This window comes from Burkholderia sp. MR1-5-21, assembly GCF_053427715.1.
On record NZ_JBSAXD010000002.1, the window covers coordinates 289429 to 315391 of the forward strand.

General features: G+C 67.9%; 18 protein-coding genes and 3 tRNA genes. 15 read left to right on the plus strand and 6 right to left on the minus strand.

Annotated elements, in window-relative coordinates; translation table 11 throughout:
• Window positions 1-1686 carry a long-chain-fatty-acid--CoA ligase gene (locus ACV229_RS03890; protein ID WP_448081803.1) on the plus strand — a complete coding sequence of 562 codons (1686 nt, stop codon included), beginning with the start codon at window positions 1-3 and terminating at the stop codon, window positions 1684-1686.
• Between the two features lie 139 nt (window positions 1687-1825).
• Here ACV229_RS03890 and rlmB read toward each other — a convergent pair whose 3' ends face one another.
• Window positions 1826-2569: a 23S rRNA (guanosine(2251)-2'-O)-methyltransferase RlmB gene (gene rlmB, locus ACV229_RS03895; protein ID WP_448081804.1), complete on the minus strand. Its 744-nt coding sequence runs from the start codon at window positions 2567-2569 to the stop codon at window positions 1826-1828.
• 149 nt (window positions 2570-2718) lie between these two features.
• Window positions 2719-5175, minus strand: a complete 2457-nt coding sequence (rnr, locus tag ACV229_RS03900; RefSeq protein ID WP_448081805.1) for a ribonuclease R — start codon at window positions 5173-5175, stop codon at window positions 2719-2721.
• Window positions 5176-5418: 243 nt separating this feature from the next.
• On the opposite strand from rnr, the gene ACV229_RS03905 reads away from it, so the two are divergent.
• From ACV229_RS03905 to ACV229_RS03925, 5 genes are all read left to right on the plus strand, one after another.
• Window positions 5419-5505: transfer RNA gene (locus tag ACV229_RS03905), tRNA-Leu, on the plus strand.
• Window positions 5506-6083: 578 nt separating this feature from the next.
• On the plus strand, window positions 6084-7466 hold the full coding sequence (locus tag ACV229_RS03910) for an alkaline phosphatase family protein (RefSeq protein WP_448081806.1): 1383 nt from the start codon (window positions 6084-6086) through the stop codon (window positions 7464-7466).
• 48 nt (window positions 7467-7514) lie between these two features.
• The gene (locus ACV229_RS03915; RefSeq protein WP_448081807.1) at window positions 7515-8672 is read left to right on the plus strand and encodes an alkaline phosphatase family protein; all 1158 of its coding nucleotides are present in this window, start codon (window positions 7515-7517) and stop codon (window positions 8670-8672) included.
• Between the two features lie 168 nt (window positions 8673-8840).
• Window positions 8841-8927: transfer RNA gene (locus ACV229_RS03920), tRNA-Leu, on the plus strand.
• Between the two features lie 622 nt (window positions 8928-9549).
• Window positions 9550-9636 (plus strand) — tRNA-Leu (locus tag ACV229_RS03925).
• Between the two features lie 235 nt (window positions 9637-9871).
• On the opposite strand, the gene ACV229_RS03930 is transcribed toward ACV229_RS03925, so the two are convergent.
• Entirely contained in the window at window positions 9872-10120 is a 249-nt protein-coding gene (locus tag ACV229_RS03930; protein WP_448081808.1) for a hypothetical protein, read from the minus strand.
• Between the two features lie 371 nt (window positions 10121-10491).
• Between ACV229_RS03930 and ACV229_RS03935 the strand changes: the two genes are divergently transcribed.
• From ACV229_RS03935 to ACV229_RS03975, 9 genes are all read left to right on the plus strand, one after another.
• Window positions 10492-12534, plus strand: a complete 2043-nt coding sequence (locus ACV229_RS03935) for a sigma-54-dependent Fis family transcriptional regulator (protein ID WP_448081809.1) — start codon at window positions 10492-10494, stop codon at window positions 12532-12534.
• 320 nt (window positions 12535-12854) lie between these two features.
• Entirely contained in the window at window positions 12855-14105 is a 1251-nt protein-coding gene (locus ACV229_RS03940; RefSeq protein WP_448081810.1) for an ROK family protein, read from the plus strand.
• Window positions 14092-15645 carry a sugar ABC transporter ATP-binding protein gene (locus tag ACV229_RS03945; protein WP_448081811.1) on the plus strand — a complete coding sequence of 518 codons (1554 nt, stop codon included), beginning with the start codon at window positions 14092-14094 and terminating at the stop codon, window positions 15643-15645. The genes ACV229_RS03940 and ACV229_RS03945 overlap by 14 nt, the downstream gene beginning before the upstream one ends.
• 41 nt (window positions 15646-15686) lie before the next feature.
• Window positions 15687-16724 (plus strand): ABC transporter permease subunit, encoded by a 1038-nt coding sequence (locus tag ACV229_RS03950; protein WP_448081812.1) that lies wholly within the window; start codon window positions 15687-15689, stop codon window positions 16722-16724.
• Between the two features lie 86 nt (window positions 16725-16810).
• On the plus strand, window positions 16811-17755 hold the full coding sequence (locus ACV229_RS03955) for an ABC transporter substrate-binding protein (RefSeq protein ID WP_448081813.1): 945 nt from the start codon (window positions 16811-16813) through the stop codon (window positions 17753-17755).
• A 31-nt stretch (window positions 17756-17786) separates the two neighbouring features.
• Complete coding sequence (gene pgi / locus ACV229_RS03960; protein ID WP_448081814.1) at window positions 17787-19385, plus strand: glucose-6-phosphate isomerase; 1599 nt, start codon at window positions 17787-17789, stop codon at window positions 19383-19385.
• Between the two features lie 9 nt (window positions 19386-19394).
• Window positions 19395-20333, plus strand: a complete 939-nt coding sequence (locus tag ACV229_RS03965) for a carbohydrate kinase family protein (RefSeq protein WP_448081815.1) — start codon at window positions 19395-19397, stop codon at window positions 20331-20333.
• Window positions 20330-21817, plus strand: coding sequence for a glucose-6-phosphate dehydrogenase (gene zwf / locus ACV229_RS03970; RefSeq protein WP_448081816.1), 1488 nt, complete (start codon window positions 20330-20332; stop codon window positions 21815-21817). Before ACV229_RS03965 ends, zwf begins: the two co-directional genes overlap by 4 nt.
• A 46-nt stretch (window positions 21818-21863) precedes the next feature.
• Window positions 21864-22913 (plus strand): hypothetical protein, encoded by a 1050-nt coding sequence (locus ACV229_RS03975; RefSeq protein WP_448081817.1) that lies wholly within the window; start codon window positions 21864-21866, stop codon window positions 22911-22913.
• A 6-nt stretch (window positions 22914-22919) separates the two neighbouring features.
• On the opposite strand, the gene ACV229_RS03980 is transcribed toward ACV229_RS03975, so the two are convergent.
• The 3 genes from ACV229_RS03980 to ACV229_RS03990 form a co-directional block, all read right to left on the minus strand.
• Window positions 22920-24638: a SulP family inorganic anion transporter gene (locus ACV229_RS03980; RefSeq protein ID WP_448081818.1), complete on the minus strand. Its 1719-nt coding sequence runs from the start codon at window positions 24636-24638 to the stop codon at window positions 22920-22922.
• Window positions 24639-24653: 15 nt separating this feature from the next.
• Window positions 24654-25280: a ParB-like protein gene (locus tag ACV229_RS03985; protein WP_448081819.1), complete on the minus strand. Its 627-nt coding sequence runs from the start codon at window positions 25278-25280 to the stop codon at window positions 24654-24656.
• Between the two features lie 152 nt (window positions 25281-25432).
• Window positions 25433-25960, minus strand: a complete 528-nt coding sequence (locus ACV229_RS03990) for a GNAT family N-acetyltransferase (protein ID WP_448081820.1) — start codon at window positions 25958-25960, stop codon at window positions 25433-25435.
• Between the last annotated feature and the right edge of the window lie 3 nt (window positions 25961-25963).

A 25963-nucleotide genomic window follows, 5' to 3' on the forward strand; every position in this document is an offset into this window, starting at 1 on the left:
ATGGAAAAAATCTGGCTGAAGTCCTATCCCGAGGGCGTTCCCGCGACCATCGATCCCGACCGCTACCGCTCGCTCGCGCACCTGCTCGACGAATCGTTCGCGATGTTCGCGGCACGCAACGCGTACGCGTGCATGGGCCGCATGATGACCTACGCGGCGCTCGACGCGCATTCGCGCGGCCTCGGTTCGTGGTTCCAGCAACGGGGCCTCGCGAAAGGCGCACGCATTGCGGTGATGATGCCGAACGTACTCCAGTATCCGGTCACGGTCGCCGCGGCGCTGCGCGCGGGCTATACGGTCGTCAACGTGAATCCGCTCTATACGCCGCGCGAGCTCGAGCACCAGCTCCACGATTCGGGCGCCGAAGCGATCGTCGTGCTCGAGAACTTCGCGACGACGCTGCAGCAGGTGATCGAACGGACCTCGGTCAAGCACGTCGTCGTCGCGTCGCTCGGCGACCTGCTCGGCCCGGTCAGGGGCTCGGTCGTCAATTTCGTCGCACGCCGCGTGAAGAAGCTCGTGCCGCCGTACCGGCTGCCGGGCGCGACGCCGTTCCGCAAGGCGCTCCACGACGGCGCGCGGCAGCCCTTCCGCCCCGCCGCGCTCGATCACGACGACATCGCATTCCTCCAGTACACGGGCGGCACGACGGGCGTGTCGAAAGGCGCGACGCTCACGCATCGCAACGTGATCGCGAACATCCTGCAGAACGACGCGTGGAGCCAGCCGGCGCTGCGCCAGGATCCGAAACTCGATGCGCTCGTGACGGTCTGCGCGCTGCCGCTCTATCACATCCTCGCGCTCAACGCGTGCATGCTGATGGGCGCGCGCTGGGGCGCGATGAACCTGCTGATTCCGAACCCGCGCGACGTGGCGGGGTTCGTGAAAGAGCTGTCGCACTATCGCGTGAACTTCTTTCCGGGCGTGAATACGCTGTTCAACGCGCTGCTCAACCATCCGGGATTCGCGGAACTCGATTTCTCCGGGCTGCGGATCACGCTCGGCGGCGGCATGGCCGTGCAGGAAGCCGTCAGCGCACGGTGGGCGAAGACGACCGGCTGCCCGATTCTCGAAGGCTACGGGCTGTCGGAGACGTCGCCGACGGTGACGCTGAACCCCGCGACCCTCGCCGCGTTCACGGGCACGATCGGCCTGCCCGTGCCGTCGACGGAAATCGCGATTCTCGGCGAGAACGACGAGCCGGTGCCGCAGGGACAATCAGGCGAGATCGCGGTCTGCGGCCCGCAGGTGATGGCCGGCTACTGGAACCGTCCGGACGAAACGGCAAAGATCATGACGCAGGACGGCTTCTTCAAGACGGGCGACGTCGGCGTCATGGATGAACGCGGCTACGTGCGCATCGTCGATCGCAAGAAGGACATGATCCTCGTGTCGGGCTTCAACGTGTATCCGAACGAGATCGAGAGCGTCATCGCGGCCCATCCGGGCGTCGTCGAATGCGCGTGTGTCGGCGTGCCGGACCCGAATTCGGGCGAAGCCGTGAAGCTGTACGTCGTGCGCCGCGACCCCGCGCTCACCACCGACGCGTTGATGGCGTACTGCAAGCAGGAATTCACGGGCTACAAGAAGCCGAAATACATCGAGTTCCGCGACAGCCTGCCGAAATCGAACATCGGCAAGATCCTGCGGCGGGAGTTGCGCGACGAGCACGGTCAGGCCGCGTAATCGCGCCGGCACACGCTCGGGACGCGCGGCGCCCGGTCCGGACAACCATGACAAAGGGCGGCATCGTTGCCGATGCCGCCCTCTTCAGGCCCGCCTACCGGCAGCGTCGACCGGCGGTCGACGCGAAGCCGTCAGTCCGTCACGCGTTCACGCGCCGCTGCCGCACCGCTTCGTACAGGCACACGCCGCTCGCGACCGACACGTTCAGGCTTTCGACGCTGCCGGCCATCGGAATGCTCATCACCTCGTCGCACGTATCGCGCGTGAGCCGGCGCATGCCCTCGCCCTCCGCCCCCATCACGAGCGCGACCGGACCGTCGAGCTTCGTTTCGTACACGGTGGCCGACGCATCGTCCGACGTGCCGATGATCCACACGCCCGCTTCCTTCAGCTCGCGCAACGCACGGGCGAGGTTCGTCACCGTGATGTACGGCACCGTGTCGGCGGCGCCGCTCGCGACCTTCGCTGCCGTCGCGTTCAGGCCGACCGCGCGGTCGCGCGGCGCGATGATCGCGTGCGCGCCGGCGGCGTCAGCGACGCGCAGGCATGCGCCCAGGTTGTGCGGATCGGTGACGCCATCGAGCACGAGCAGCAGCGCCGGGCCCTGGATGCCGTCGAGCAGTTCGGACAGGTTCTGCGCAAGCGGAATGTCCTCGACGCGCGCGACGACGCCCTGGTGACGCTCGGTGTGCGCGAGCCCCCAGAGACGCGTCTCGTCGGCCGCGATCAGCCGCACGCCCGCTTCCTTCGCGGCGTGCAGGAAATCCTGCATGCGGCGGTCGCGGCGCGTCTGGTCGTACAGCACCTCCGCAACCGTCGATGCATCGTGCCGCAAGCGTGCGGTCACCGCATGAAAACCGTAAAGAACCTTCAGACGTGACATGACTGGAACAACCTTCGATCAAACGGGCGGGCGCACAGGACGTGCGGCCGCCAACCATGGAAACGGAAAGCGCCGCGTTGCCGGTCAATGACCGGCAACGCGGCGTCTGTCGATACGGCGGGCGCGGCGCGTTGACGCCGCCCCGATGCTCAATACTTCTTGCGGGCGCGCGCCTTCTTCGCGGCCGGCTTCGCCAACGGGCCCTTCTTCTTGGCTGCAGTGCGCGCCGCGCGCGCTTCCTTCACTTCGGCGCTCGGCGCGCTCGCGGCCTTCTTGCGGTGCACGGCCGGCTCGTCTGCCGGTGGCAGCGCACGCACGCGCGGACCGCCGCGCTCGACGCCCGGAGCAGCCGGCGCGACCGCCGGACGCGGCGCCTTCACCGGCGTATCGCGCACGAGCCGGAAATCGATCTTGCGCGCATCGAGATCGACGCGGCTGACCTGCACGCGCACGCGATCCGACAGCCGGTAGCGGATGCCCGTGCGTTCGCCGCGCAGCTCGTTCTTGATCTCGTCGTACTGGAAGTAGTCCGAGCCGAGCTCCGTCACGTGCACGAGGCCTTCGATGAACAGCGTGTCGAGCTGCACGAAGATGCCGAACGACGTGACGCCGTTCACCATCCCGCCGTATTCCTCGCCGAGCTTGTCGCGCATGAAATAGCACTTGAGCCACGCCTCGACGTCGCGCGATGCTTCGTCCGCGCGCCGCTCGTTCGCCGAGCAGTGCAGGCCGAGCTCTTCCCAGATCGCCGTGTTCGTCCGCGAGCGGCTGCGCGCTTCGTCGTCGGCCTGCTGCAGCGCACGGGCGCGCGGCGACAGCGCGGTGTTCAGCTCGAAGCCGTCCGGGGCCTTCGGCGCGTACTTCTTGCCGGACAGGATCGCGTAGATCGCGCGGTGCGTGAGCAGGTCGGGATAGCGGCGGATCGGGCTCGTGAAGTGCGCGTACGCCTCGTACGCGAGACCGAAGTGGCCGATGTTGTCCGGGCTGTAGACGGCCTGCTGCATCGAGCGCAGCAGCATCGGCTGCAGCATCTGCGCGTCGGGCCGATCACGGATGTGCGCCATCAGCGCCGCGTAGTCGCTCGCGTGCGGCGTGTCGCCGCCGCCGAGCGTCAGGCCCATCCCGCGCAGGAACGTGCGCAGGTTCTCGAGCTTCTCCGCGGTCGGGCCTGCGTGCACGCGGTACAGGCCCGGGTGCTTGTTGCGCTTCAGGAAGTCGGCGGCGCAGACGTTCGCGGCCAGCATGCATTCCTCGATCAGCCGGTGCGCGTCGTTGCGCTGGCGCGGCAGGATCTGCTCGATCTTGCCCTGCGCGTTGCAGACGATGTACGTCTCGGTCGTGTCGAAGTCGATCGCGCCGCGCTTCTGCCGCGCGGCGAACAGCGCCTTGTAGACGCCGTACAGGTTCTGCAGGTGCGGCAGCAGCTCGGCACGACGCGCGGCCTCCGGCCCCTTCGTGTTCGCGAGCACCGCCGCGACTTCCGTGTAGGTCAGACGCGCGGCCGAATGGATTACGGCCGGGTAGAACTGGTACGCCTTGACCTCGCCGCGCGCGGTGATCACGATGTCGCACGCGAGCACGCAGCGGTCGACCTGCGGGTTCAGCGAGCACAGCCCGTTCGACAGCTTCTCGGGCAGCATCGGGATCACGCGGCGCGGGAAATAGACCGACGTGCTGCGCTCGAGCGCATCGGCGTCGAGCCCGCTGCCCGGCTGCACGTAATGCGATACGTCGGCGATCGCGACGATCAGCCGGAAGCCGTCGCCGCGGCCGACCTTGGTCGGCTCGCAATAGACCGCATCGTCGAAGTCGCGCGCGTCCTCGCCGTCGATCGTGACGAGCGGCACGTCGCGCAGGTCGACGCGGAACCGCAGGTCGGCCGGCCGCACCTTGTCGGGCAGCGCGGCTGCGTCGTCGAGCGCCGGCTGGCTGAATTCGTGCGGCACGCCGTACTTGCGCACCGCGATCTCGATCTCCATGCCCGGATCGTCGATGTCGCCGAGCACCTCGACCACGCGGCCAAGCGGCTGCGAATGACGGCTCGGGAAATCGGTCAGCTCGACGACGACGACCTGGCCGACCTTCGCCTTCTTCGCGTTCTGCGTGATCAGGATGTCGTGGCCGATGCGCTTGTCTTCGGGCGCGACGATCAGCGCGCCGTTCTCGTTCAGCAGCCGGCCGATCACGCGCTTGTTCGCGCGGTCGGTGACTTCGACGACGTGCCCTTCCGGCCGGCCGCGGCGATCGTAGCCGACGATCCGCGCGAGCACGCGGTCGTTGTGCATCACCTTCTGCATTTCGCCGTTCGGCAAGAACAGGTCGTCCTGGCCGTCGTCGCGGATCACGAACCCGTAGCCGTCGCGATGGCCTTGCACGCGCCCGGCGACGAAATTGGACGGATGGGTCAGCTGGTAGTGGCCGCGTTTGTCGAGTCGGATCTGGCCGTCACGCTCCATCGCGGCGACACGCCGGAAGAACCCCTCACGCTCCTGACGCTTGATCGACAGCGCCTCGGCGATGTCGTTCGCGGCGAGGGGCGCGTCGCTCGTACGCAGCACGCCGAGAATCTCTTCACGGCTCGGAATGGGGTACGGATATTTGCTCAAGGGCTTGTCGATGGTTGTTCTCGTTGCGTTGGCTGATGGTGCGCGGCATCAATACAAGCATGCCGATATAGACACGTCCATATTGTTGGCGGCCATTCTAACACCCGGCCGTGTCGCCATTGACGCGGAAGCGCCGCGTTCGCCGCCTGGCCGGCGCGCATCGATGCAATGCAAAAAAGTGTTGACACGAATAATTGGGGCGCTATAATTCGCCTCCTTCGCAGCACACACGCGGCGAAACGTGCCCAGGTGGCGGAATTGGTAGACGCACTAGGTTCAGGTCCTAGCGGTGGCAACACCGTGGAGGTTCGAGTCCTCTCCTGGGCACCATCTGTTTTTAAAAAAGGTCGGCTTATGCCGGCCTTTTTTCATTTCAAGCCCAGGAAGCAAAGCGCGAAAAAATAGCGGGACTTCGCGCGGCATGCGATGACGCGAATGGCTGCGCGCGCGATCACGATGCGAATGCGGACGCAAGCCGTCGAGCTTCCAACAAGCCGCAAGCAGCACGACTGCTGTCGACATGACTCGCATCATCGACAACGGGAAATCCCCGTCGCCTGCCGCCCTGCCGATCCGGCCACCACACGCGTCCAGCCCCCTCCCGCTGATGTCAAGCACCGTCGCCCGAAATGAGTTCGGCCAACTACTCTAACGCGACATTTCGCTTTCATCTGCACCCCAAAGAAATTTCAACCGGACGCGCCGTCGCTTACGCACCCGCCGCGTCTCCGCGCCACCTCTCCGCGCAGCCTTACAGTGCCCGCCGGCGCCCGCAGAGACGAGTGAACGACGGCCTATTCCGCCGACGATTTCCCCTACATCGAGTCGTCATGAACGCTGCCGATACTCCGGCCCGATCGCGCGCCCAGCCCGCTTTCAACGACTCATCGGCCGCCCGGAGAATACTCGTGTCCCGCTTCAATCGACCATTCAGCCCACATCGTCGACGCCTGCTGCAAGGCGGCGTCGCGCTCACCGCCACCGCCACGCTCGGCGCATGCGGCGGAACGTCCGACAGCACAGGCGCCGCAGGCGCCGCCAGCACCCTGGCCGCGCAAAGCGCCGCGCGACCGTCCTTGCCGCTGCCGTCCGCGAGCGGCATCGATCACGTCGTGCTCGTCGTGATGGAAAACCGTTCGTTCGACCATTACCTCGGCTGGGTGCCGGGCGCGAACGGACGTCAGGCCGGACTGCAGTTCAAGGATGCATTCGGCCAGACGCAGAGCACGTTTGCGCTCGCGACGACACCAGGATACGGCTACCAGGCATGCAGCAAGGCCGATCCGGATCACAGCTACGACGGCGGGCGCATCCAGCTCGATGGCGGCAAGATGGACGGCTGGCTGATGACGCCGGACACCAACAAAACGCAGGGCGACCTGTTCCCGATCGGCTATTACACGGCGGCCGACCTGCCGTTCTTCGCCGGTTGCGCGCAGAACTGGACGATTTGCGACAGCTATCACTGCGGGATTCTCGCGGAGACCTACCCGAACCGCCTCTACCTGATGTCCGGCGAAACGGACCGCCTCGTCAACGATTCGACGATATGCCAGTTGCCGACGATCTTCGACCGCTTCAATGCGAAGGGCATTCCGTCGACGTACTACTACAGCGACGTGCCGTTCACCGCACTCTATGGCACGCGCAACCTCGGCAATTCGCAGCCGTTCGCCGCGTTCCTCGCGGAAGCGGCCGCGGGCGCACTGCCGGCGTTCTCGATGATCGATCCGCGCTTCGCCGGCGAATCGCAGGGCCTGTCGGGCGACGACCACCCGGTGTCCGACATCCGCAATGGCCAGGCCTTCCTCAACACGATCTACACGGCAGTTCGGACGAGCCCGGCATGGAGTCGCACGCTGCTGATCGTGACCTACGACGAATGGGGCGGCTTCTTCGATCACGTGCCACCGTTCAAGCGGCCGATTTCGTACGCCGAGTCCGAACTCGGCAACGACGGCCTGCTCGGCTTTCGCGTGCCGCTCGTATTGATCGGGCCGCGCGCGAAACGCGCCGCGATCAGTAGCTGGGCATTCGATCCGAGCTCGATCCACCAATTCCTGATGTGGCGTTTCGGGCTCGATCCGCTCGGCGTACGCAGCGCGGCAAGCGATACGAACAACCTCGCGTACGCGCTGGACTTCACGTCGCCGCTCGACACGAGCGGACCGCTGTTCGACGTGCCGCTCGGGCCGTTCGGCGGCGCCTGCACGGGCGCCGTCACGAGCGGCATTCCCGGTATCGACCGGCTTGCGACGCTCGCCGCGTCGCTCGGCTTTCCCAAACCGTAACGTCCTGCCGCCCAACCTGTTGCCCCAATACGCATCGAGAACGCCACCATGAATCTCCGCACCATCATTGCGAGCGCACTGTTCACGCTCGCCACGCTGCTGCTTGCCGCCTGCTCCGGCAACGGCCCGGACGCGTCCAACACGGCCAGCGCGCTTGCCGGCGACCGTTCGGATGCGCCGAAACTGCCGAAGCACATCTTCGTCGTCGCGCTCGAAAACGAAGGCTACGACGCGACCTTCGGGCCGACCTCCGCGGCGCCCTACCTCGCCCGCACGCTGCCCGCGCAAGGCGCACTGCTCACGCAGTACTACGGGATCGGCCACAACAGCCTCGACAACTACATCGCGATGGTGAGCGGCCAGGCGCCGAATCCGCAGACGCAGGCCGACTGCCAGCTCTACACCGACTGGCTCGGCAGCACGGCGCTCGACGGCAACGGCCAGGTCGCGGGCCTCGGGTGCGTGCTGCCGCCGAACGTGTTCACGATCGGCAACCAGTTGCAGGCCGCGGGCCTCGCGTGGAAGGGGTACATGGAAGACATGGGCAACGATCCGGCACGCGACGGCGGCACGGTCTGCGCACACCCGGCGCTGAACGCGCAGGACCCGACCCAGAAGGCAACGGCCGCAGACAGCTACGCGGTGCGCCACGACCCGTTCATGTACTTCCACGCGGTGATCGACGATCCGGCCGGCTGCGGCAGCCACGTCGTCAACCTGTCGCAACTCGATGCCGACCTGCAGAGCGCGTCGACGACGCCGAGCTACGCGTTCATCACGCCGAACCTGTGCCACGACGGGCACGACAGTCCGTGCGCGGACGGCAGCGCGGGCGGCCTCGCATCGGTCAACCAGTTCCTGCAGACGCTGATTCCGAAAATCATGAACTCGCCCGCTTACAAGCAGGACGGCCTGATCGTCATTACGTTCGACGAGGCCGGCACCAACGACACGAGCGCGTGCTGCGGCGAGATGCCGGGACCGAATTCGCTGCTGCCGGGCATTCTCGGTCCGGGCGGCGGCCGGACCGGCGCGGTGCTGCTTTCGCCGGCGATCAAGCCCGGCACGGTCAGCAACACGCCGTACAACCACTACGCGATGCTGCGTAGCGTCGAGGATCTGCTGGGGGTGCCGCATCTCGGCTTCGCGAACGCAAGCGGGCTGCAGGCGTTCGGCAGCGACGTGTTCAACGCGACGTCGGATTGAGGCGGCGCGCCGCGAAAGCGGCGTGACGAAAACGGCAAGCAGCCCGCCTTGGCGCGCCGTTGCCCGAGCGTTTTCGCTAGCGCGACGGTCAGCCGAAAAAAGCCGTTGACAGGGCCTCCAGTCACGCTATAATTGCATTCTTTCGCGATGCAGCAACAAGCGAAACGTGCCCAGGTGGCGGAATTGGTAGACGCACTAGGTTCAGGTCCTAGCGGTGGCAACACCGTGGAGGTTCGAGTCCTCTCCTGGGCACCATCTGTTTTTAAAAAAGGTCGGCTTATGCCGGCCTTTTTTCATTTCAAGCCCAGGAAGCAAAGTGCCTGCGCACTTTGCGCGAGGACTCGAAAGGCTGCGCTTGCAAGCGCAGCCGGGGTCGCGCTCGTGTGACCGAGTCCTCTCCTGGGCACCATCTGTTTTAAAAAGGTCGGCTTCTGCCGGCCTTTTTCTTTTTCCGGCCCAGGAAGCATGACGCCTGCGCAACGGGTCATGCTCAACGAAAACCAATAGCCCGGCCCAGTCGGACGTCGAACGATTGATGTCCAGCGACGAGGCCCGCCGCCAGCGGTCGGTCGCGCCCGAATACGCGTTGCCGAATCCTGGACTCGCCCCGCCGCATTCATCGATGCGCCGCGAACAGCATCGACGATCGGCGTGGAGCGCCGTGCAACTTCCGCCGCGGCCACGCACGACATCTTCCCTTCATTCGCTCCGGTGGACGCCCGCGACCCTGTTCCTCCGGACACGTTGCGTCGGGCCACAACCGACCGCTCGGATAGCGTGATCGATATTTTTTCGTTCCCGATCTGAAATAGTGTTGACAGCCCCTTCAGACCCGCTATAATTGCGTTCTTTCGCGATGCAGCAACAAGCGAAACGTGCCCAGGTGGCGGAATTGGTAGACGCACTAGGTTCAGGTCCTAGCGGTGGCAACACCGTGGAGGTTCGAGTCCTCTCCTGGGCACCATCTGTTTTTAAAAAAGGTCGGCTTCTGCCGGCCTTTTTTCATTTCAAGCCCAGGAAGCAAAGTGCCTGCGCACTTTGCGCGAGGACTCGAAAGGCTGCGCTTGCAAGCGCGGCCGAGGTCGCGCTCGTGTGACCGAGTCCTCTCCCGGACACCATCTGTCTCAAAAGGTCGGCTTCAAGCCGGCCTTTTGCTCTTTCGGCGCGACGCATGCAACTCCCGCCGTCGCCCCGCCCCATCAAGCCGCGCAAAGCCGCTTGCTCATGGTCGGCCGCTCCGCCTCGGGCGGGTATACGCGCCACGACTGGTCGCCGTGGAGGAAGAACACGATCGCCAGCGGGGTTTGCGCGTACGGACCGACGACGCTCACGCAGCGGCCCCCATCGCCGTTCGCCGGGCCGATGCGCCGGATGTGGAGCGCCTTGCGCGAGTCGAGCCCGAACCACTTGTCGATCTGCATCCTCAACGAAATTCTGTCCGCGCCCATGATAGCCTCCTGCACGCTCCAAGTTTGGCCGATGCGGAAGCTGTTCCCGCGCGATCGGCTTTGCTCTTCAGCGAGCAACTATCGCGCCAGATCTTTCTTGCGCGATGCGCCCGACGAGCAACCGATTGCCGCGGATTTCGGGTATGTGCATGCTCAGCTGGCGAAACCGGCCGCGCCGACCGTTCGATTTTCGGACACCCGATCTGACCCGAGTGTTCGAAAATCGAACGCCGACGTCGAACGCATGCCTTCAACCGGAGTAGCATTAAGAAGGCCGGGCAGATCGGTCCGGTGCGGCACGCCCGACCGCGCCGCCGATGCTCGGATGAAACCCGAAGCGGCCAAGTCATGCCGCCCCAGGGGAATGGGAGATGAGCGTTCAGGATGCGCCACTGCGGCGAGGCTTTCGCCCGGCCGGCCGGCTGCCGGATCCCGGACACGATCGCGACGTATGGTCCGCGTGGGAGCGGCTGCTGCACGGAGAATTGCCGGCGGCGACGGTGCGGCAGGTGGTCGACGAATCGTGGCGCCGCTGCCTCGACTTGAGCGTCGACCCTGCCGCAAGAGGCGCGCCGCCACCCGTCGACGAGAACCGGCTGCTCGATCTGCTCAAGGAAAACAACCCGCTCGTCCAGGCGAGCCAGTCGCTCATCAAGCAGGCACGAGAGTGTCTGTCGCAGACAGGAACCATCCTGCTGCTGACGGACCGCGAAGGCACGATCATCGAGTCGGCCGGTGATGCGCGCATTCTCGAACCGCTCGGCGAGGTCGGCCTGATACCTGGCTGCAACTGGAGCGAGTTCAGCAGCGGAACCAACGCGATCGGCACGGCGCTGAGTCTCAACGCCCCTGTGCAAATTCACGGCGCCGAGCACTTCTGCGAAGGCGTGAAACGCTGGACCTGCTCGGCAGCCGCGATCCACGATCCGCTCGACGCCTCCTTGCTCGGCGTGATCGACATCTCGGGCCTGACGAAAACCTACAGCAAGCACACGCTCGCGCTGATCGTCTCGCTCACCGCCCAAATCGAGAGCCGGCTTGCGATCACTGCCGCCGAGCGCCGCTACCGGCTGCTCGAGCGCTGCATGACCCGGTTGAGCCGCACCGATCCGGCGGCCGTCGTCGACGAGCAGGGACGGCTCGTGAAGGCGAACGTGCAGGCAAGCGCCACGCTGGCTCGTCTCGGCGGGCCGGCCAGACTCGAGCAAGCATTTCCGGTTCCTGACGTCGCTGCCGTTGCCGAAGGCCGCACATCGGAACACACGCCGGAGTGGCTACGGCGCGTGCAGATCGAGGCTGTGAAAGATGGAACCGGCACGCTCGGCTACGTCATCTCGATGCCGCATGCACCACACACCGGCCTGGACCCTGGAGATGCGCTGCGCGGCGCAGCCCGCACGGGCGCCGCGTTCTCGCGGATCGTCGGCAACAGCGAGGCGCTGCGCGAATCGCTGCAGAAAGCCCGGCAGCTCGCGCGCACAGCCGTGCCCGTGCTGCTCTACGGCGAGACAGGTGTCGGCAAGGAGCTGTTCGCGCAAGGCATCCACGAGGCAAGCGACCGTGCCGACGGCCCGTTCGTCGCGCTCAATTGCGGCAGTCTCTCGCGTGACCTCCTGACGAGCGAGCTGTTCGGCTACGCGGAAGGCGCGTTCACGGGCGCACGCAAGACGGGCATGCCGGGCAAGATCGAGTCCGCCCATCGCGGGACGCTCTTTCTCGACGAGATCGGCGAGATGCCGCCCGACATCCAGCCACACCTGCTCCGCGTGCTCGAGTCGGGCGAACTCTACCGGCTCGGCGAGAGCGCACCGCGCAAGGTCGACTTCCGGCTCATCGCCGCCACGCACCGCGACCTGCGCACGGCCGTGGCCGACGGCTCGTTCCGCATGGATCTCTACTACCGCATCGCGGTCACGAGCATCGCGATCCCGCCACTGCGAGAGCGCGAGGGGGACCTGCCCCTGCTGATCGACCACTGGCTCGGCGTCATCTGCGAGCGCCACGGCATCGAACGTCCGGTCATCGACGAGGCGGCATGGCAATGCCTGCTCGGCTACGCATGGCCCGGCAACGTGCGAGAGCTGCGGAACGCGATCGAAGGCGCCGCACTGATGGCGCGCGACCGGACGATCGCCACGTCGGATCTGCCCGTTGAAATGGCGGCCAGGCGCCAGGCCGAGGTTCCGGGCACCGACGCCAGGTCGCAAGAGTCGCCGCCTTCCGCGTCCGCGCCGCCCCGCTCCCTCGAAGACGCCGAGATCCAGTCGATCCGGGCGGCGATGAGGCAGAACCTGGGCAACGTGACGCGGGCCGCGCAGCAGCTCGGCATCGCGAAGAGCACGCTCTACGAGAAGATCAGGAAACATGGCCTGATGGAGGAACTGGGGCTCTCGAGAGGCAGGCCCAACGACTGACCGCCATTGCCGGCCCCATCCGGAAATTCGCATGTGACGCGAGTCAGGATTCAGACTCGACGTCGGAATCGCGGTGGGCAAACCAACGCGAACGGGGTCATCGCGCCTTTTCGATCGTGCCGGGTATCGCCTGCTGCACGCCGCCGCCCCGCCGGACATTCGCCGGCCGCCCCCGGCACCTCCCGGAACCGCCCTGCGCGCTCACCTGCTTCGCATGCCCGGGATTTCCCTAGGCTGACATTCCGCTCTCCGCGCGGTTAAATAAATCAACGTGATTTATTTAATGCGCCACCGACCGGCGCCCCATGGAAGGAGACACCATGCGAAGCCCGCACATCGGCCAGGGAAGCAATTCGGCCAACGTGCGCCGTTACAACGAGCGCCTGCTGCTGAAGGCCCTGCGCCGCGCGGGCAGCGCGTCGAAGGCCGATCTCGCGCGCCTCGCGAACATGACCGGCACGGCCGTCGGCAGCATCATCGCGTCGCTCGCCGACGCGAAGCTGATCGAGTTCACCGGCCGCCGCGTCGAAGGCCAGCGCGGCCAGCCCGCGTCGCTGATCCGTCTCGATCCGCGTGGCGCGTTCGGCATCGGCGTCCACCTCGACCGGATGCGCATCGAGACGGCGCTCGTCAACTTCGACGGCGACGTGCTCGGCCGCGTCACGCACGACACCCTGCTGCCGCCGCCCGCCGAGGTCCTCGAGATCGTCCGGCGCGACATCGGCGCGATGCAGGCCCTCCTTCCCGCACACGAGCGCGAGCGCCTGACGGGCGTCGGCGTCGCGCAGCCGTACAACCTCGGCGCGTGGATGCGCGAACTCGGCCTCGCCCCCGACACGTTCCGCCCGTGGGAAGACGTCGATTTCGCGAGCGAGCTCGGGCGCGCGCTGTCGCTGCCGGTGTTCGGCGAGAACGACGGCAACGCCGCCGCGATCGCCGAACTGTTCTACGGCTTCGGCCGCCAGCAGGACGATTTCATCTACCTGTTCATCGGCCCGGCGATCGGCGGCGGCATCGCGATCGACGGCGACTGCCTGCGCGGCGTCACCGGCAACGCCGGCGACATCGGCGTGATGCCGGTGCCGCCGAGCCGGCTGCCGTCGGCGCCGCCGCCGCGCGGCCCGTGGGACATCCTGCTTGCGCGCGCGTCGCTGCATGCGCTCGTGCGCCATCTGCGCTACAGCGGCGAACAGGTCGACAACCGCGCCGACCTCGAGGCCTGCATCGCGCGCGGCCTGCCCGCCGTCGACGAATGGATCGACGACTGCGTCGATGCGCTCGCCCCCGCGCTGCGCGCGGTGCTGTGCGTGGTCGACGCGCCGGTCGTCGTGCTCGACGCCGACACCGACGCGGGCCTGATCGACGCGGTCACGACCCGCCTGCGCTCGGCACTCGTCGCGACCGCGCCGGAAGCGCGCGGCACGCCGACGCTCGTGCGCGGCACGTTCGGCGCCGACGCCGGCGCGATCGGCGCCGCGACGCTGCCGATGTTCTTCAACTTCTCCCCGCGGGCCGGCATCCTCAAGGGTGCGAGCGCGGAATCGCAGGAGGTCAACCATGTCGCGATCTGAGTCGCCCCGTCCGCTGCTCGAGATGCGCGGGATCAGCAAGACGTTCCCGGCGGTGCGCGCGCTCGACAACGTGAGCCTGACCGTCTATCCGGGCGAGATCCATTCGCTGATGGGCGAGAACGGCGCGGGCAAGTCGACGCTGATGAAGATCCTGTCGGGCGCATACCAGGCCGATGCGGGCGGCGAGATCCTGATCGACGGCGCACGCATCGACGTCGACGGCCCGCTCGCCGCGCGCGACGCCGGCGTCGCCGTGATCTACCAGGAGCTGTGCCTGGCGCCCAACCTGACCGTCGCCGAAAACATCTACGTCGGTCGCGAACTGCGGCGCGGCAACCGCCGCTGGGGCACGATCGACCGCGCGGCAATGGCGCGCGGCTGCAAGGACGTGCTCGCGCGCCTCGGCGCGCCGTTCGGGCCCGAGACGCTCGTCGGCACGCTGTCGATCGCCGAGCAGCAGCTCGTCGAGATCGCGCGCGCCGTGCATACCCGCGCACGCATCCTCGTGATGGACGAGCCGACGACGCCGCTGTCGTCGCGCGAAACCGAACACCTGTTCCGGCTGATCCGCCAGCTTCGCGAGGAAGGCCTCGCGATCATCTACATCAGTCACCGGATGGCGGAAATCTACGAGCTGTCCGACCGCGTGTCGGTGCTGCGCGACGGCACCTATGTCGGCACGCTCGACCGTGCGTCGCTGTCGGCCGAGCGTCTCGTCGGCATGATGGTCGGCCGCGACATCTCCGGCTTCTACAAGAAGGAACATGCGCCGTACGACCGCGGCCACCTGCTGATGTCGGTGCGCGACGTCGCGGACGGCGGCCGCGTGCGCGGCTGCAGCCTCGACCTGCACGCGGGCGAAGTGCTCGGCATCGCGGGGCTCGTGGGGGCCGGTCGCACGGAGCTCGCGCGCCTGATCTTCGGCGCGGAACCGCGCACGCGCGGCGACGTGACGGTTGACGGCAAGACCTTCGGCGCGCATTCGCCGCGCGACGCGATCGACGCGGGCCTCGTCTACCTGACCGAAGACCGCAAGCGCCAGGGCCTGTTCCTCGACATGAGCGTGCGCGACAACATCAACATCTCGGTGTGCAGCCGCGACGCGCGGCTCGGCAAGCTCGACCTCAGGCGCGGCGCCGAACGCGCGCGCGGCGCAATCTCGTCGCTGTCGATCCGCGTGCCGAACGCGAACGTCAACGTCGGCGCGCTGTCGGGCGGCAACCAGCAGAAGGTGCTGCTGTCGCGGCTGCTCGAAACGAAACCGCGCGTGCTGATCCTCGACGAGCCGACCCGCGGCGTCGACATCGGCGCGAAATCCGAGATCTACCGGATCATCAACGACCTCGCCCGCGCGGGTGTCGGCGTGATCGTGATCTCGAGCGAACTGCCGGAAATCATTGGCGTCGCCGACCGCGTGCTGGTGATGCGCGAAGGCGAGATCGCGGGCGAACTCGGCGGCTACAGCGATGCGCCGATCACGCAGGAAGCGATCATCGCGCTCGCAACCGGCTCGCAAACGGAACTGGCGGACGCGCACTGAGCGCCGCCGCTCATTTTCCACCTTACACTTAGGTTACCGAAATGATCAACCCGACCAAGCAGCGGAACCTCGTCTCCGCGCCGGCCCATCCGGCACAAGACCGCGCACCGCAGGCGCGCGTCGCCGATCATCGCGCCCGCATGCAGTCGCTGATGCGCACCGCCGGCATGCTGCCGGTCCTGCTGATCCTGTGCATCGGCTTCGGCGTGCTGACGGACGGCTTCTTCACGCTGCAGAACCTGTCGATCGTCACGCAGCAGGCATCGATCAACATCGTGCTCGCCGCCGGGATGACGTTCGTGATCCTGACGGGCGGCATCGACCTGTCGGTCGGCTCGGTACTCGCCGCCGCGGCAGTCGCCGCACTGCTCGCGTCGAACATCCCGAACTGGGGCTGGCTCGGCGTGCCGGCCGCGCTCGCGGTCGGCCTCGTGTTCGGCGTCATCAACGGCGGGCTGATCGCGCTGCTGCGCCTGCCGCCGTTCATCGTCACGCTCGGCGCGCTGACTGCGGTGCGCGGCGTCGCGCGCCTGATGGGCAACGACACGACGATCTTCAACCCGCAGTTGCCGTTCGCGTTCATCGGCAACGGCACGATCCTCGGCGTGCCGTGGCTCGTCGTGATCGCCGGCGCGGTGATCGTCGCATCGTGGTTCATCCTGCGTCGCACGGTGCTCGGCATGCGGATCTACTCGGTCGGCGGCAACCCGGAAGCGGCACGCCTGTCGGGCATCAACGTGCGGGCGATCCAGTTGTTCGTCTATGCGGCGTCGGGCCTGCTCGCCGGCCTCGGCGCGGTGATGTCGGCCGCGCGGCTCTATGCGGCCAACGGCCTGCAGCTCGGCCAGTCGTACGAACTCGACGCGATCGCCGCGGTGATCCTCGGCGGCACCAGCTTCGTCGGCGGCGTCGGCTCGATCGTCGGCACGCTGATCGGCGCGCTGATCATCGCGGTGCTGACCAACGGGCTCGTGCTGCTCGGCGTCTCCGACATCTGGCAATACATCATCAAGGGGCTCGTGATCATCGGCGCGGTCGCGCTCGACCGCTACCGCCAGCGCGATTCGGCCCGCACCTGACTCACGCCGCCCTACCCGCTCATCCATCGGGGCGCAGGCAGGTCCTCCTGCGCCCGCCGTCCAACGGACCTCACGGAGACAACGACATGTTCAAACACAAAGCTGTCCTGACCGGCATCGCCTGCGCGCTTGCCTTCGCGGCATCCGCCGCCCACGCGGCCGACAAGCCGCTGAAGTCGATCGGCATCACCGTCGGTTCGCTCGGCAACCCGTATTTCGTCACGATCGCGAAAGGCGCCGAGGCGCGCGCGAAGCAGATCAACCCGAATGCGAAGGTCACGGCCGTGTCGGCCGACTACGACCTGAACAAGCAGTTCACGCAGATCGACAACTTCATCTCGGCACACGTCGACATGATCCTGCTCAACGCCGCCGATCCGAAGGCGATCGAGCCGGCAGTGAAGAAGGCGCAGGCGGCCGGCATCACCGTCGTCGCGGTCGACGTCGCGGCGGCCGGCGCGAATGCGACCGTGCAGACCAACAACGTGAAGGCCGGCGAACTCGCGTGCGACTACCTCGCGAAGAAGCTGAACGGCAAGGGCAACGTGATCATCGAGAACGGCCCGCAGGTGTCGGCGGTGATCGATCGCGTGAACGGCTGCAAGTCGGTGCTCGCGAAGAACCCGGGCATCAAGCTGCTGTCGAGCGACCAGGACGGCAAGGGCTCGCGCGAAGGCGGGATGAACGTGATGCAGGGCTACCTGACGCGCTTTCCGAAGCTCGACGGCCTGTTCACAATCAACGATCCGCAGGCGGTCGGCAGCGATCTCGCCGCGAAGCAGCTGAGCCGCACCGGCATCGTGATCACGTCGGTCGACGGCGCGCCCGACATCGAGACCGCGCTCAAGTCGAACACGCTCGTGCAGGCATCGTCCAGCCAGGACCCGTGGGCGATGGCGCAACAGGCCGTCAACGTCGGCTACGGGATCATGAACGGCCAGAAGCCCGCCAATCCGATGATCCTGATCGAGCCTGCGCTCATCACGCGCGACAACGTGAAGAGCTACAAGGGCTGGAGCGCTCCGCACTGACCCTCCCGAATCCGAACCCAGTCACCCGACCATGACTCCGTTGACCCATACGCCCGCGTGGCGCGCCCTCGCCGACCATCGCGACACGCTGGCCGGCATCCCGCTGCCCGAGCTGTTCGCGCGCGACACCCGCCGCGCCGCGCGCTTCTCGCTCGAGGCAGCCGGCCTGTTCGTCGACTACTCGAAACATCCGGTCGTCGACGAGACGATCGCGCGCCTCGTCGCGCTCGCCCGCGCAAGCGGCGTCGAGGCGCGGCGCGACGCGATGTTCGCCGGCGAGCGCATCAACCGGACCGAGCATCGCGCGGTGCTGCACGTCGCGCTGCGCGACCGTTCGAGCGCGCCGCGCGTCGTCGACGGCACGGACGTCGCCGCGCAGGTCGCGGCCGTCCTCGTGAAGATGCGGCGCTTCGCCGATGCGGTGCGCGACGGCGCATGGCGCGGCCATACGGGCCGCCCGATCACCGATGTCGTCAACATCGGCATCGGCGGCTCGGACCTCGGCCCGAAGATGGTCTGCGAAGCGCTGAAGCCGTATGCGCACGAGCGACTCACGATGCATTTCGTGTCGAACGTCGACGGCGCGGATATCGCCGAGGTGCTGAAGCGCGCGAATCCCGAGACGACGCTGTTCATCGTGTCGTCGAAGACCTTCACGACCCGCGAAACGCTCGTCAACGCGCACACCGCGCGCACGTGGCTGCTCGCGAGCGGCGCGCCCGAGGCCGCGATCGCGCGGCACTTCGTGGCCGTGTCGACGAACGCGGACGCCGTCGCCGCGTTCGGCATCGATCCGGCCAACATGTTCGAGTTCTGGGACTGGGTCGGCGGCCGCTATTCGCTGTGGTCGGCGATCGGCCTGCCGATCGCGCTGCAGACCGGCATGGACGCGTTCGAAGCGCTGCTCGACGGCGCGCACGCGATGGACCGGCACTTCGCCGACACGCCGCTCGAGCGCAACCTGCCGGCGCTGCTCGCGCTGATCGGCATCTGGCATCAGAACTTCCTGGGCGCGACGAGCCACCTGATCGCGCCGTACGACCGCTACCTGCACCGGCTGCCCGCGTACTTGCAGCAGCTCGACATGGAAAGCAACGGCAAATCGGTGACGCTCGCGGGCGAGCGCGTCGATTACGCGACCGGCCCCGTGATCTGGGGCGAACCGGGGACAAACGGCCAGCACGCGTTCTTCCAGCTGCTGCACCAGGGCACGGCCGTGATTCCCGCCGACATGATCGTCTGCATGCAACCGCAGCACGCGCTCGACGAACACCACGACATCCTCGTCGCGAACTGCTTCGCGCAGTCCGAAGCGCTGATGAACGGCTCGCGCGCGGCCGGCGAGCCGCATCGCGATTTCGCAGGCAGCCGCCCGACCACCACGATCTGCATCGACCGGCTCGACCCGGCGTCGCTCGGCGCGCTGATCGCGCTGTACGAGCACAAGGTGTTCGTGCAAGGCGCGATCTGGCAGATCAATTCGTTCGACCAGTGGGGCGTCGAGCTCGGCAAGCGGCTCGCGGTGGCGATCGAGCGCGAGCTCGGCGAACCGGACCCCGTCGAATCGCACGACGGCTCCACCAACCAGCTGATCAACCGCTACAAGGCACGTCGCGACGCTGCGGCGTGAAGCTCTGACATGACGACTAACCTCCCCCGCCTGGTCGTATTCGGCGAAGCGCTGACCGACTTCATCCGCGACGACGCGCAGCATTGGCACAGCGTCGCCGGCGGCTCGTGCTGGAACGTGGCCCGCGTCGGCGCCCGCCTCGGCGTGCCGACCGGCTTCGCCGGCACGGTCAGCCGCGACATCTTTGGCGACGAGCTGATCCGCAAGAGCGCGGAGGCCGGGCTCGACATGCGCTTCATGCGGCAGGTCGACCGCGCGCCGTTCCTCGCGATGGTCGTGTCGAAGCAGCCGCCGAACTACTTCTTCATCGGCGAGAACAGCGCCGATCTCGCGTTCGACCCGGCTGCGCTGCCGGCCGGCTCGCTGGATACCGCCGAGATCGTGCACGTCGGTTCGCTCGGCGTCGTGCGCGAGCCACTCGCGTCGCACCTCATCGACATCGCGCAGGCCGCGCGCGCGGCCGGCAAGCGGATCTCGTTCGATCCGAACTTTCGCGCACCGATGGCCGCGCCGTCGTATCGCGCAACGCTGCGCCGGCTGGCGGGCCTCGCCGACTACATCAAGGTGTCCGACGAAGACCTGCTGGGCCTGTTCCCCGAACTCGACGAGACCGCCGCGCTCGCGCAATTGCGTGCGTGGGCGCCCGATGCGGCCGTGCTCGTCACGCGCGGCGCATCCGGCATGCAGCTGTTCCATCGCGACGACACGCTGTTCCAGCCGGCCTTCCCGACCGACGTCGCCGACACCGTCGGCTGCGGCGACGCGAGCGTCGGCGGCTGGATGGCGAGCCTGCTTATGCGCCCCGACGCGCCGGCCGCCGAACATCTGCGCTACGCGGCCGCGTGCGCGTCCGTCGCATGCGCGCATCCGGGCGCGTACGCGCCGACGGCCGCCGAGGTCGCGGCGTTGCTCGATGCGTCGAGCGTTGCCGCAGGACTGCCGCGATGAACGCCGCCCAAGCGTCCGGCGCGCACGATCCGTCGGCCTTCACGTTCGTGCTGTTCGGCGGCACGGGCGACCTCGCGATGCGCAAGATCCTGCCGGCGCTGTATGCCGCGCATCGTGACGGCCTGCTCGCGGAAACCGGGCGCATCGTCGCGGTCGCGCAGAATCCGCTCGACGATGCCGGCTACCTGCGCTGGGTCGATGCGTCCGTGCGCCCGCATGTCGACCGCGCGTCGTTCGACGACGCGGCGTGGCGCGGCTTCGTCGAACGGCTCGCGTATGTCGAGCTCGACGCGAGCCGGCCGGACGCGTTCGCGCACCTGCGCGACGGGCTCGAGCCGATGCCCGGCCGCCGCATCTTCTATCTCGCGACGGGACCGTCGCTGTTCGTGCCGATCTGCCGGTCGCTCGCGGCCGCGGGCCTCGCGCCGCCATCGTCGCGCGTCGTGCTCGAGAAGCCGCTCGGCTACGATCTCGCGTCGTCGGCCGCGATCAACGACGCGGTCGGCACGATCTTCACCGAGGAGCAGATCTACCGGATCGACCACTACCTCGGCAAGGAGGCCGTGCAGAACCTGTTTGCGCTGCGCTTCGGCAATGTGATGTTCGAGCCGCTGTGGCGGCGCGAATGGATCGACAACATCCAGATCACCGTTGCGGAGGAACTCGGCGTCGGCGGCCGCGGCCCGTTCTACGACCAGACCGGTGCGCTGCGCGACATGGTGCAGAACCACCTGCTGCAACTGCTCGCGATCATCGCGATGGAGCCGCCGCAATCGATGGAAGCGGACGCGGTGCGCAACGAGAAGCTGCGCGTGCTGCGCGCGCTGAAGCCGCTGACTGCCGACGAGATCCCGCGCAGCGTCGTGCGCGGCCAGTATCGCGCGGGCGCGGTGCGCGGCAGCGCGGTGCCCGCCTATCACGACGAACCGGGCGTGACGCCCGACAGCACCACCGAAACCTTCATCGCGCTGAAGGCCGAGGTCGACAACTGGCGCTGGGCCGGCGTGCCGTTCTTCCTGCGCACCGGCAAGCGACTCGCGGACCGCGTGGCCGAGATCGTCGTCAACTTCCGGACGGTCCCGCATTCGGCGCTCGGCGCCGCCGCGCTGCGGCCCGGCTCGAACCGGCTGACGATCCGCCTGCAACCCGACGAGTCGATCCGGCTCAGCACGCTCGCGAAGCAGCCGGGGCTCGGGATGTCGCTGCAGGGCGTACACCTCGATCTCGCGTTCGACCGCTTCTTCCAGCAGAACCGGATGGAAGCCTACCAGCGGCTGCTGCTCGACGTGATTGCCGGACGTCTCGCGCTGTTCGTCCGCCGCGATGAGCAGGAAGCCGCGTGGCGCTGGGTCGCGCCGATTCTCGACGGCACCGCGCATCGCTCGCCCGAGCCGAGACCATACGCGGCCGGCAGCTGGGGGCCGGCACCGGCGAGCGCGCTGCTCGCGCGGCACGGCACCTGCTGGCGCGAAGAAGAAAACTGACCGGCGGCACGCCGCCCAACGACCCCTGCACTCACGCATCGACCTCATGGAATCAGTCTGGCATCTCGAATGGGCGCACGGCGCATTCGACGTGCATGCACGCGGCGGCATGCTCGGTGGCATCACCTTCAACAGCGGCACGCGCGTCGTCCGCCCGTTTTACGAACCGCCGTGGCTCGGCGAACCCGACGCGCGGCACGATGGCCTGCTCGGCGCGATGCGCAGCGAATTCGCGTGCGTGCCGTTCGGCGTGCCCTATGCGCCAGACGGTCTCGCCGACGGCTGGCGCCACGCGGTCGCGACGCCGGTCGCCACGCACGACGCGCCGCTCGACGCGAGCGACGATCTCCAGCATGGCTACGGCTGCTTCGCCGACTGGACTTGCGTGCGGCGTACGTCGCACGACATCGAGATCGCGCTCGACTATCCGGCCGGCTCGCCGATTGCGCGCGTCACGCGCACGATCCGCGCCGACCCGCGGCGCCCGGCGCTCGACGTCATGCTGCGAATCGACGCGCGCAGGGCCGCGCGCCGCCCCGCCGGCCTGCATCCGAATCTCGCGCTGCCGGCGCTCGCCGGCGCATTGCGCATCGATCCCGGCGCATTCCGGTTCGGCATCGTCCATCCCGGCGGCCCCGAACCCGGCGTATCGCGTGGCCGGTCCGGCGCGACATTCGAGACGCTCGACCGCGTGCCGCTCGCCGGCGGCGGTCACCGCGCGTTCGACCGGCTGCCGTTCGACGACGCGACCGAGGAAATCGTGCAGCTTTGCGGGATCGACGGCGGCGTGACGCTGCACGACGACGTCGCCGGCGCCGCATACCGGCTGACGTGGGATGCGGCCGTGCTGCCGTCGCTGCTGCTGTGGATCAGCAATCGCGGCCGCGCGTATGCGCCATGGAACGGCCGCAACCTGTGCGTCGGCGTGGAGCCGGTCGCAAGCGCGTTCGAGCTCGGCTGCCATGCGTCGCTCGCGCCGAACCCGATCAATGCGCGCGGCGTCGCGACCGCGGTGACGCTCGACCCGGCGCGGCCGCTCGAGATCGCGTACCGCTTCGACGTGCTCGACGTGCTCGACGTGCCCGAAGCGGGCTGAATCCCGTCAGGCGCGCGCTGTCGCAGCGCCGCCTGCCGCCAGCAGTTGCTGCAGGTTCTCGTCGACGCTCAGCTCCGACATTGCGTCGGCGCGCAGCGTGTCGTCCGCCGCGCGTTGCAGCGCATGCAACGCATGCAGCTTGAGCCGCACGATCGCGAAACGCTGGCCGCGCGCCGCGCATTCCGCGGCGAGCGTGCGCAGCGATTCGATCGTCGTGCCGTCGACGTCGGGCGTCTCCTCGAGGCTCAGCATCACCGTGTGCGTGTCGCTCGCCGCCTTCACGAGCGCACGCACGCGGTTCAGCATCCGGTCGGCATTCGCGAAGAACAGCTGCGCCTCCGGCCGCGCGATCAGCACGCCGGGCACCGGCTTCGCATCCTCGTGAATCGACACGTCGACGAAGTCGTGGCTGTCGCGCAGCCGGCCGAGCACGCTGACGTTCGGCTCGGACAGCTTGCGCAGCGTCAGCAGCAAGCTCACGCCGATCGCGGCGAGCAGCCCGTGCAGCACGCCGAGCACCAGCACCGCGAGCACCGCGGCGATCACGACGAGCCGGTCGCGATGCCAGACCCAGTACGGCTTGAACACCGTCGGATGCAGCGAATGGCTGACCGCGAAGATCACGATCGCGGCGAGCACCGGTTCGGGGGTGCGCGCCAGTTGCGGCAGCAGCAGCCAGACGATCAGCGCGATCACCCCGGCCGCCCACAGTCCGGCGAAGCGCGACTGCGCGCCGGCCGCCTCGTTTGCGGACGTCGCCGAATAGCCGGCGCCGACCGGCATTCCGTGCAACAGCCCCGACACGAGGTTCGCGCAGCCGAGCGCGACGAGGTCGCGGTTCGGCGACACGCTGTCGCCGTGCTTCAGCGCGAAATTGCGGATCGACCCGTACGATTCCGCATAGAGGATCAGCATCAGCGCGAACGCCAGCTCGGTGGTCTGCATCCACGCGTTGCGATCGAGTGACGGCAGGCCGAATGCGACGTGCTCGAAGTCGATGTGGCCGACGATCGCGATGCCGTAGCGCTGCCAGTCGATCAGGTAGCCGGCCGCGATCGACAGCACGATCACGACGAGCGTCGCCGGCACCCGCGAGCGGCGCCCGAGCAGGAACAGCAGCGCGAGCGCGCCGCCGCCGAGCGCGACGCTCGCGAGGTTCGCGTGCGGCGCGCCGACGATCAGGTCGAGCGCGACGCGCGGCGCATCGCTGTGCTGCACCTTGACCGCGAGGATCTTCGGCAGCTGCTTGACGACGATCGTCACCGCCAGCCCGAACGTGAAGCCGCGCAACACGGGCCGCGCGACGAAATCCGACATGCCGCCGAGCCGCGCGGCGCCCGCAAGGATGAACAGCACGCCCGTCATCGCGACGAGCGCCGCCGCCAGCGCGAGCTGCGCGGCGAGCCCCAGCCCCGACTCGGCGAACACGGTGGCCGCGAGCACCGCGGCCGACGACGACGTCGACGACACGATCGCGAAGCGGCTGCTGCCCGTCAGCGCGTAGACGACGAGGCCCGACAGCAGCGCGATCAGGCCGGCCTGCGGCGGCAGGTTCGCCAGCCCCGCGTAGGCGACGGCTTCCGGGATCAGCAACCCCGCGATCGACACGCCGGCCAGCGCGTCGCGGCCGATGCGCTGCGCGCGGGGTGGCGGCGCCGCGTCGAGCGCGGCGAAGTGGTCGGCATGCTGCGGGCCGGCGTCGAGACGGGGTTGCGGAGTCGGCATGGCGCGGCGGTCGGGTCAGTTTTTCACGACGATCACGCCCGACCAGCCGGGCAGGTAGCGCGCATCCTGTTCGTGCGCACGCTTGAGCGCGGCATCGAGCGCCTTGTCGAAGTTCTTGCGGATCTGGTCGAGCGACACGTGCTGCCGCAGGTAGTCGGCCCACAGGAATTCGCTGAACGGCGTCGCGTCCTTCGCATAGCCGCCGGCCGTGCGCAGCTCGCCCGCGAGGCTGCGGTACGGGTCGTCCTCGAGCCCCGTGAGCCCCGTCGGCAGATGCGCATAATCGCGGCGCGCGCCGTCCGGACCGAACGGATGCACCCACTGGTTGTGCTCCATCATCCGCCAGAAGATCGTCTCGTCGAGCCAGGACAGATCCTTCAGCAGCATCGCCTTCACGCTCTTCTCCTCTTCCTCCATCAGCGCGAGGCCGAGATGGTGGTGATCGGTGATGAAGTGATGCCCGCCGGGACCGACGACGGCGGGAAACCAGTGCGAATCGATCGCTGCCTTGCGCTCGCGCTTGCCGAGCGACTTCCAGTGCTTGCGCTTCGCTTTCACTTCGCGATAGCCGACCGTCATCTGCGTCGGGCGCAGCGCTTCGAGCTTGACGGGAATGAGATGAACATCGCGGCCGAGTGCCATGGTCGTACCCTATGTAACGAAATTCCGGCAACGATACTCCGGATCGCGCGCGCCGTTAATACCGCGCATCCCTCGGCTGCCCCGGTTTGACGATTTCTGACGACCGCGGACGCACCTGTGGCCGGCCCGCTGCCCGCTCCTCTCGCTCGGCGCTACACGCGCAGGTCGTCGCGCTCGAGCCGGTGGCGCGCGTACGGAATGCCGTCCTGCACGACGCCGACACGCCGCATCCCGAGCTTGCGGGCGACGTTCAGCGAACCGGCGTTGGCCGCCGCGATGTCGGCGATCACGCGCGGCAGGCGCACGGTGTCGAACGCGTGGCGCACAACCGCTGCCGCGGCTTCGCTCGCGATGCCGCGCCCCCACGCCGTGCGCACGAGCCGCCAGCCGATCTCGACGTCGTGTGCGCCATCGGCGTAGTCGGGAATCAGCAACACCCAGCCGACGAACGTGTCCGGCGCCGCTTTCTCGACGATCGACCAGTAACCGAGCCCCGGCGGATAGTCGCGCGTGATCCGGTGTTCGACGAAGCGGCGATGCTCGACGGGGTCGTGCCACGGACCGGCGATATGCCGCGTGACGTCGGGATCGCGGTCCATCGCGAGACACGCGTCGAGATCGGCGAGCACGCGCGGGCGCAGCTGCAGACGGGCGGTCTCGAGCGCGGGAAGTGCAGTCATCCG

Excerpts from the sequence above, each read along its gene's own strand:
- ACV229_RS03890 (WP_448081803.1), top strand. The coding sequence starts at position 1 with ATGGAAAAAATCTGGCTGAAGTCCTATCCCGAGGGCGTTCCCGCGACC.
- rlmB (WP_448081804.1), bottom strand. The coding sequence starts at position 2,569 with ATGTCACGTCTGAAGGTTCTTTACGGTTTTCATGCGGTGACCGCACGC.
- ACV229_RS03915 (WP_448081807.1), top strand. The coding sequence starts at position 7,515 with ATGAATCTCCGCACCATCATTGCGAGCGCACTGTTCACGCTCGCCACG.
- ACV229_RS03930 (WP_448081808.1), bottom strand. The coding sequence starts at position 10,120 with ATGGGCGCGGACAGAATTTCGTTGAGGATGCAGATCGACAAGTGGTTC.
- ACV229_RS03935 (WP_448081809.1), top strand. The coding sequence starts at position 10,492 with ATGAGCGTTCAGGATGCGCCACTGCGGCGAGGCTTTCGCCCGGCCGGC.
- ACV229_RS03940 (WP_448081810.1), top strand. The coding sequence starts at position 12,855 with ATGCGAAGCCCGCACATCGGCCAGGGAAGCAATTCGGCCAACGTGCGC.
- ACV229_RS03945 (WP_448081811.1), top strand. The coding sequence starts at position 14,092 with ATGTCGCGATCTGAGTCGCCCCGTCCGCTGCTCGAGATGCGCGGGATC.
- ACV229_RS03950 (WP_448081812.1), top strand. The coding sequence starts at position 15,687 with ATGATCAACCCGACCAAGCAGCGGAACCTCGTCTCCGCGCCGGCCCAT.
- ACV229_RS03955 (WP_448081813.1), top strand. The coding sequence starts at position 16,811 with ATGTTCAAACACAAAGCTGTCCTGACCGGCATCGCCTGCGCGCTTGCC.
- pgi (WP_448081814.1), top strand. The coding sequence starts at position 17,787 with ATGACTCCGTTGACCCATACGCCCGCGTGGCGCGCCCTCGCCGACCAT.
- ACV229_RS03965 (WP_448081815.1), top strand. The coding sequence starts at position 19,395 with ATGACGACTAACCTCCCCCGCCTGGTCGTATTCGGCGAAGCGCTGACC.
- zwf (WP_448081816.1), top strand. The coding sequence starts at position 20,330 with ATGAACGCCGCCCAAGCGTCCGGCGCGCACGATCCGTCGGCCTTCACG.
- ACV229_RS03975 (WP_448081817.1), top strand. The coding sequence starts at position 21,864 with ATGGAATCAGTCTGGCATCTCGAATGGGCGCACGGCGCATTCGACGTG.
- ACV229_RS03980 (WP_448081818.1), bottom strand. The coding sequence starts at position 24,638 with ATGCCGACTCCGCAACCCCGTCTCGACGCCGGCCCGCAGCATGCCGAC.
- ACV229_RS03985 (WP_448081819.1), bottom strand. The coding sequence starts at position 25,280 with ATGGCACTCGGCCGCGATGTTCATCTCATTCCCGTCAAGCTCGAAGCG.
- ACV229_RS03990 (WP_448081820.1), bottom strand. The coding sequence starts at position 25,960 with ATGACTGCACTTCCCGCGCTCGAGACCGCCCGTCTGCAGCTGCGCCCG.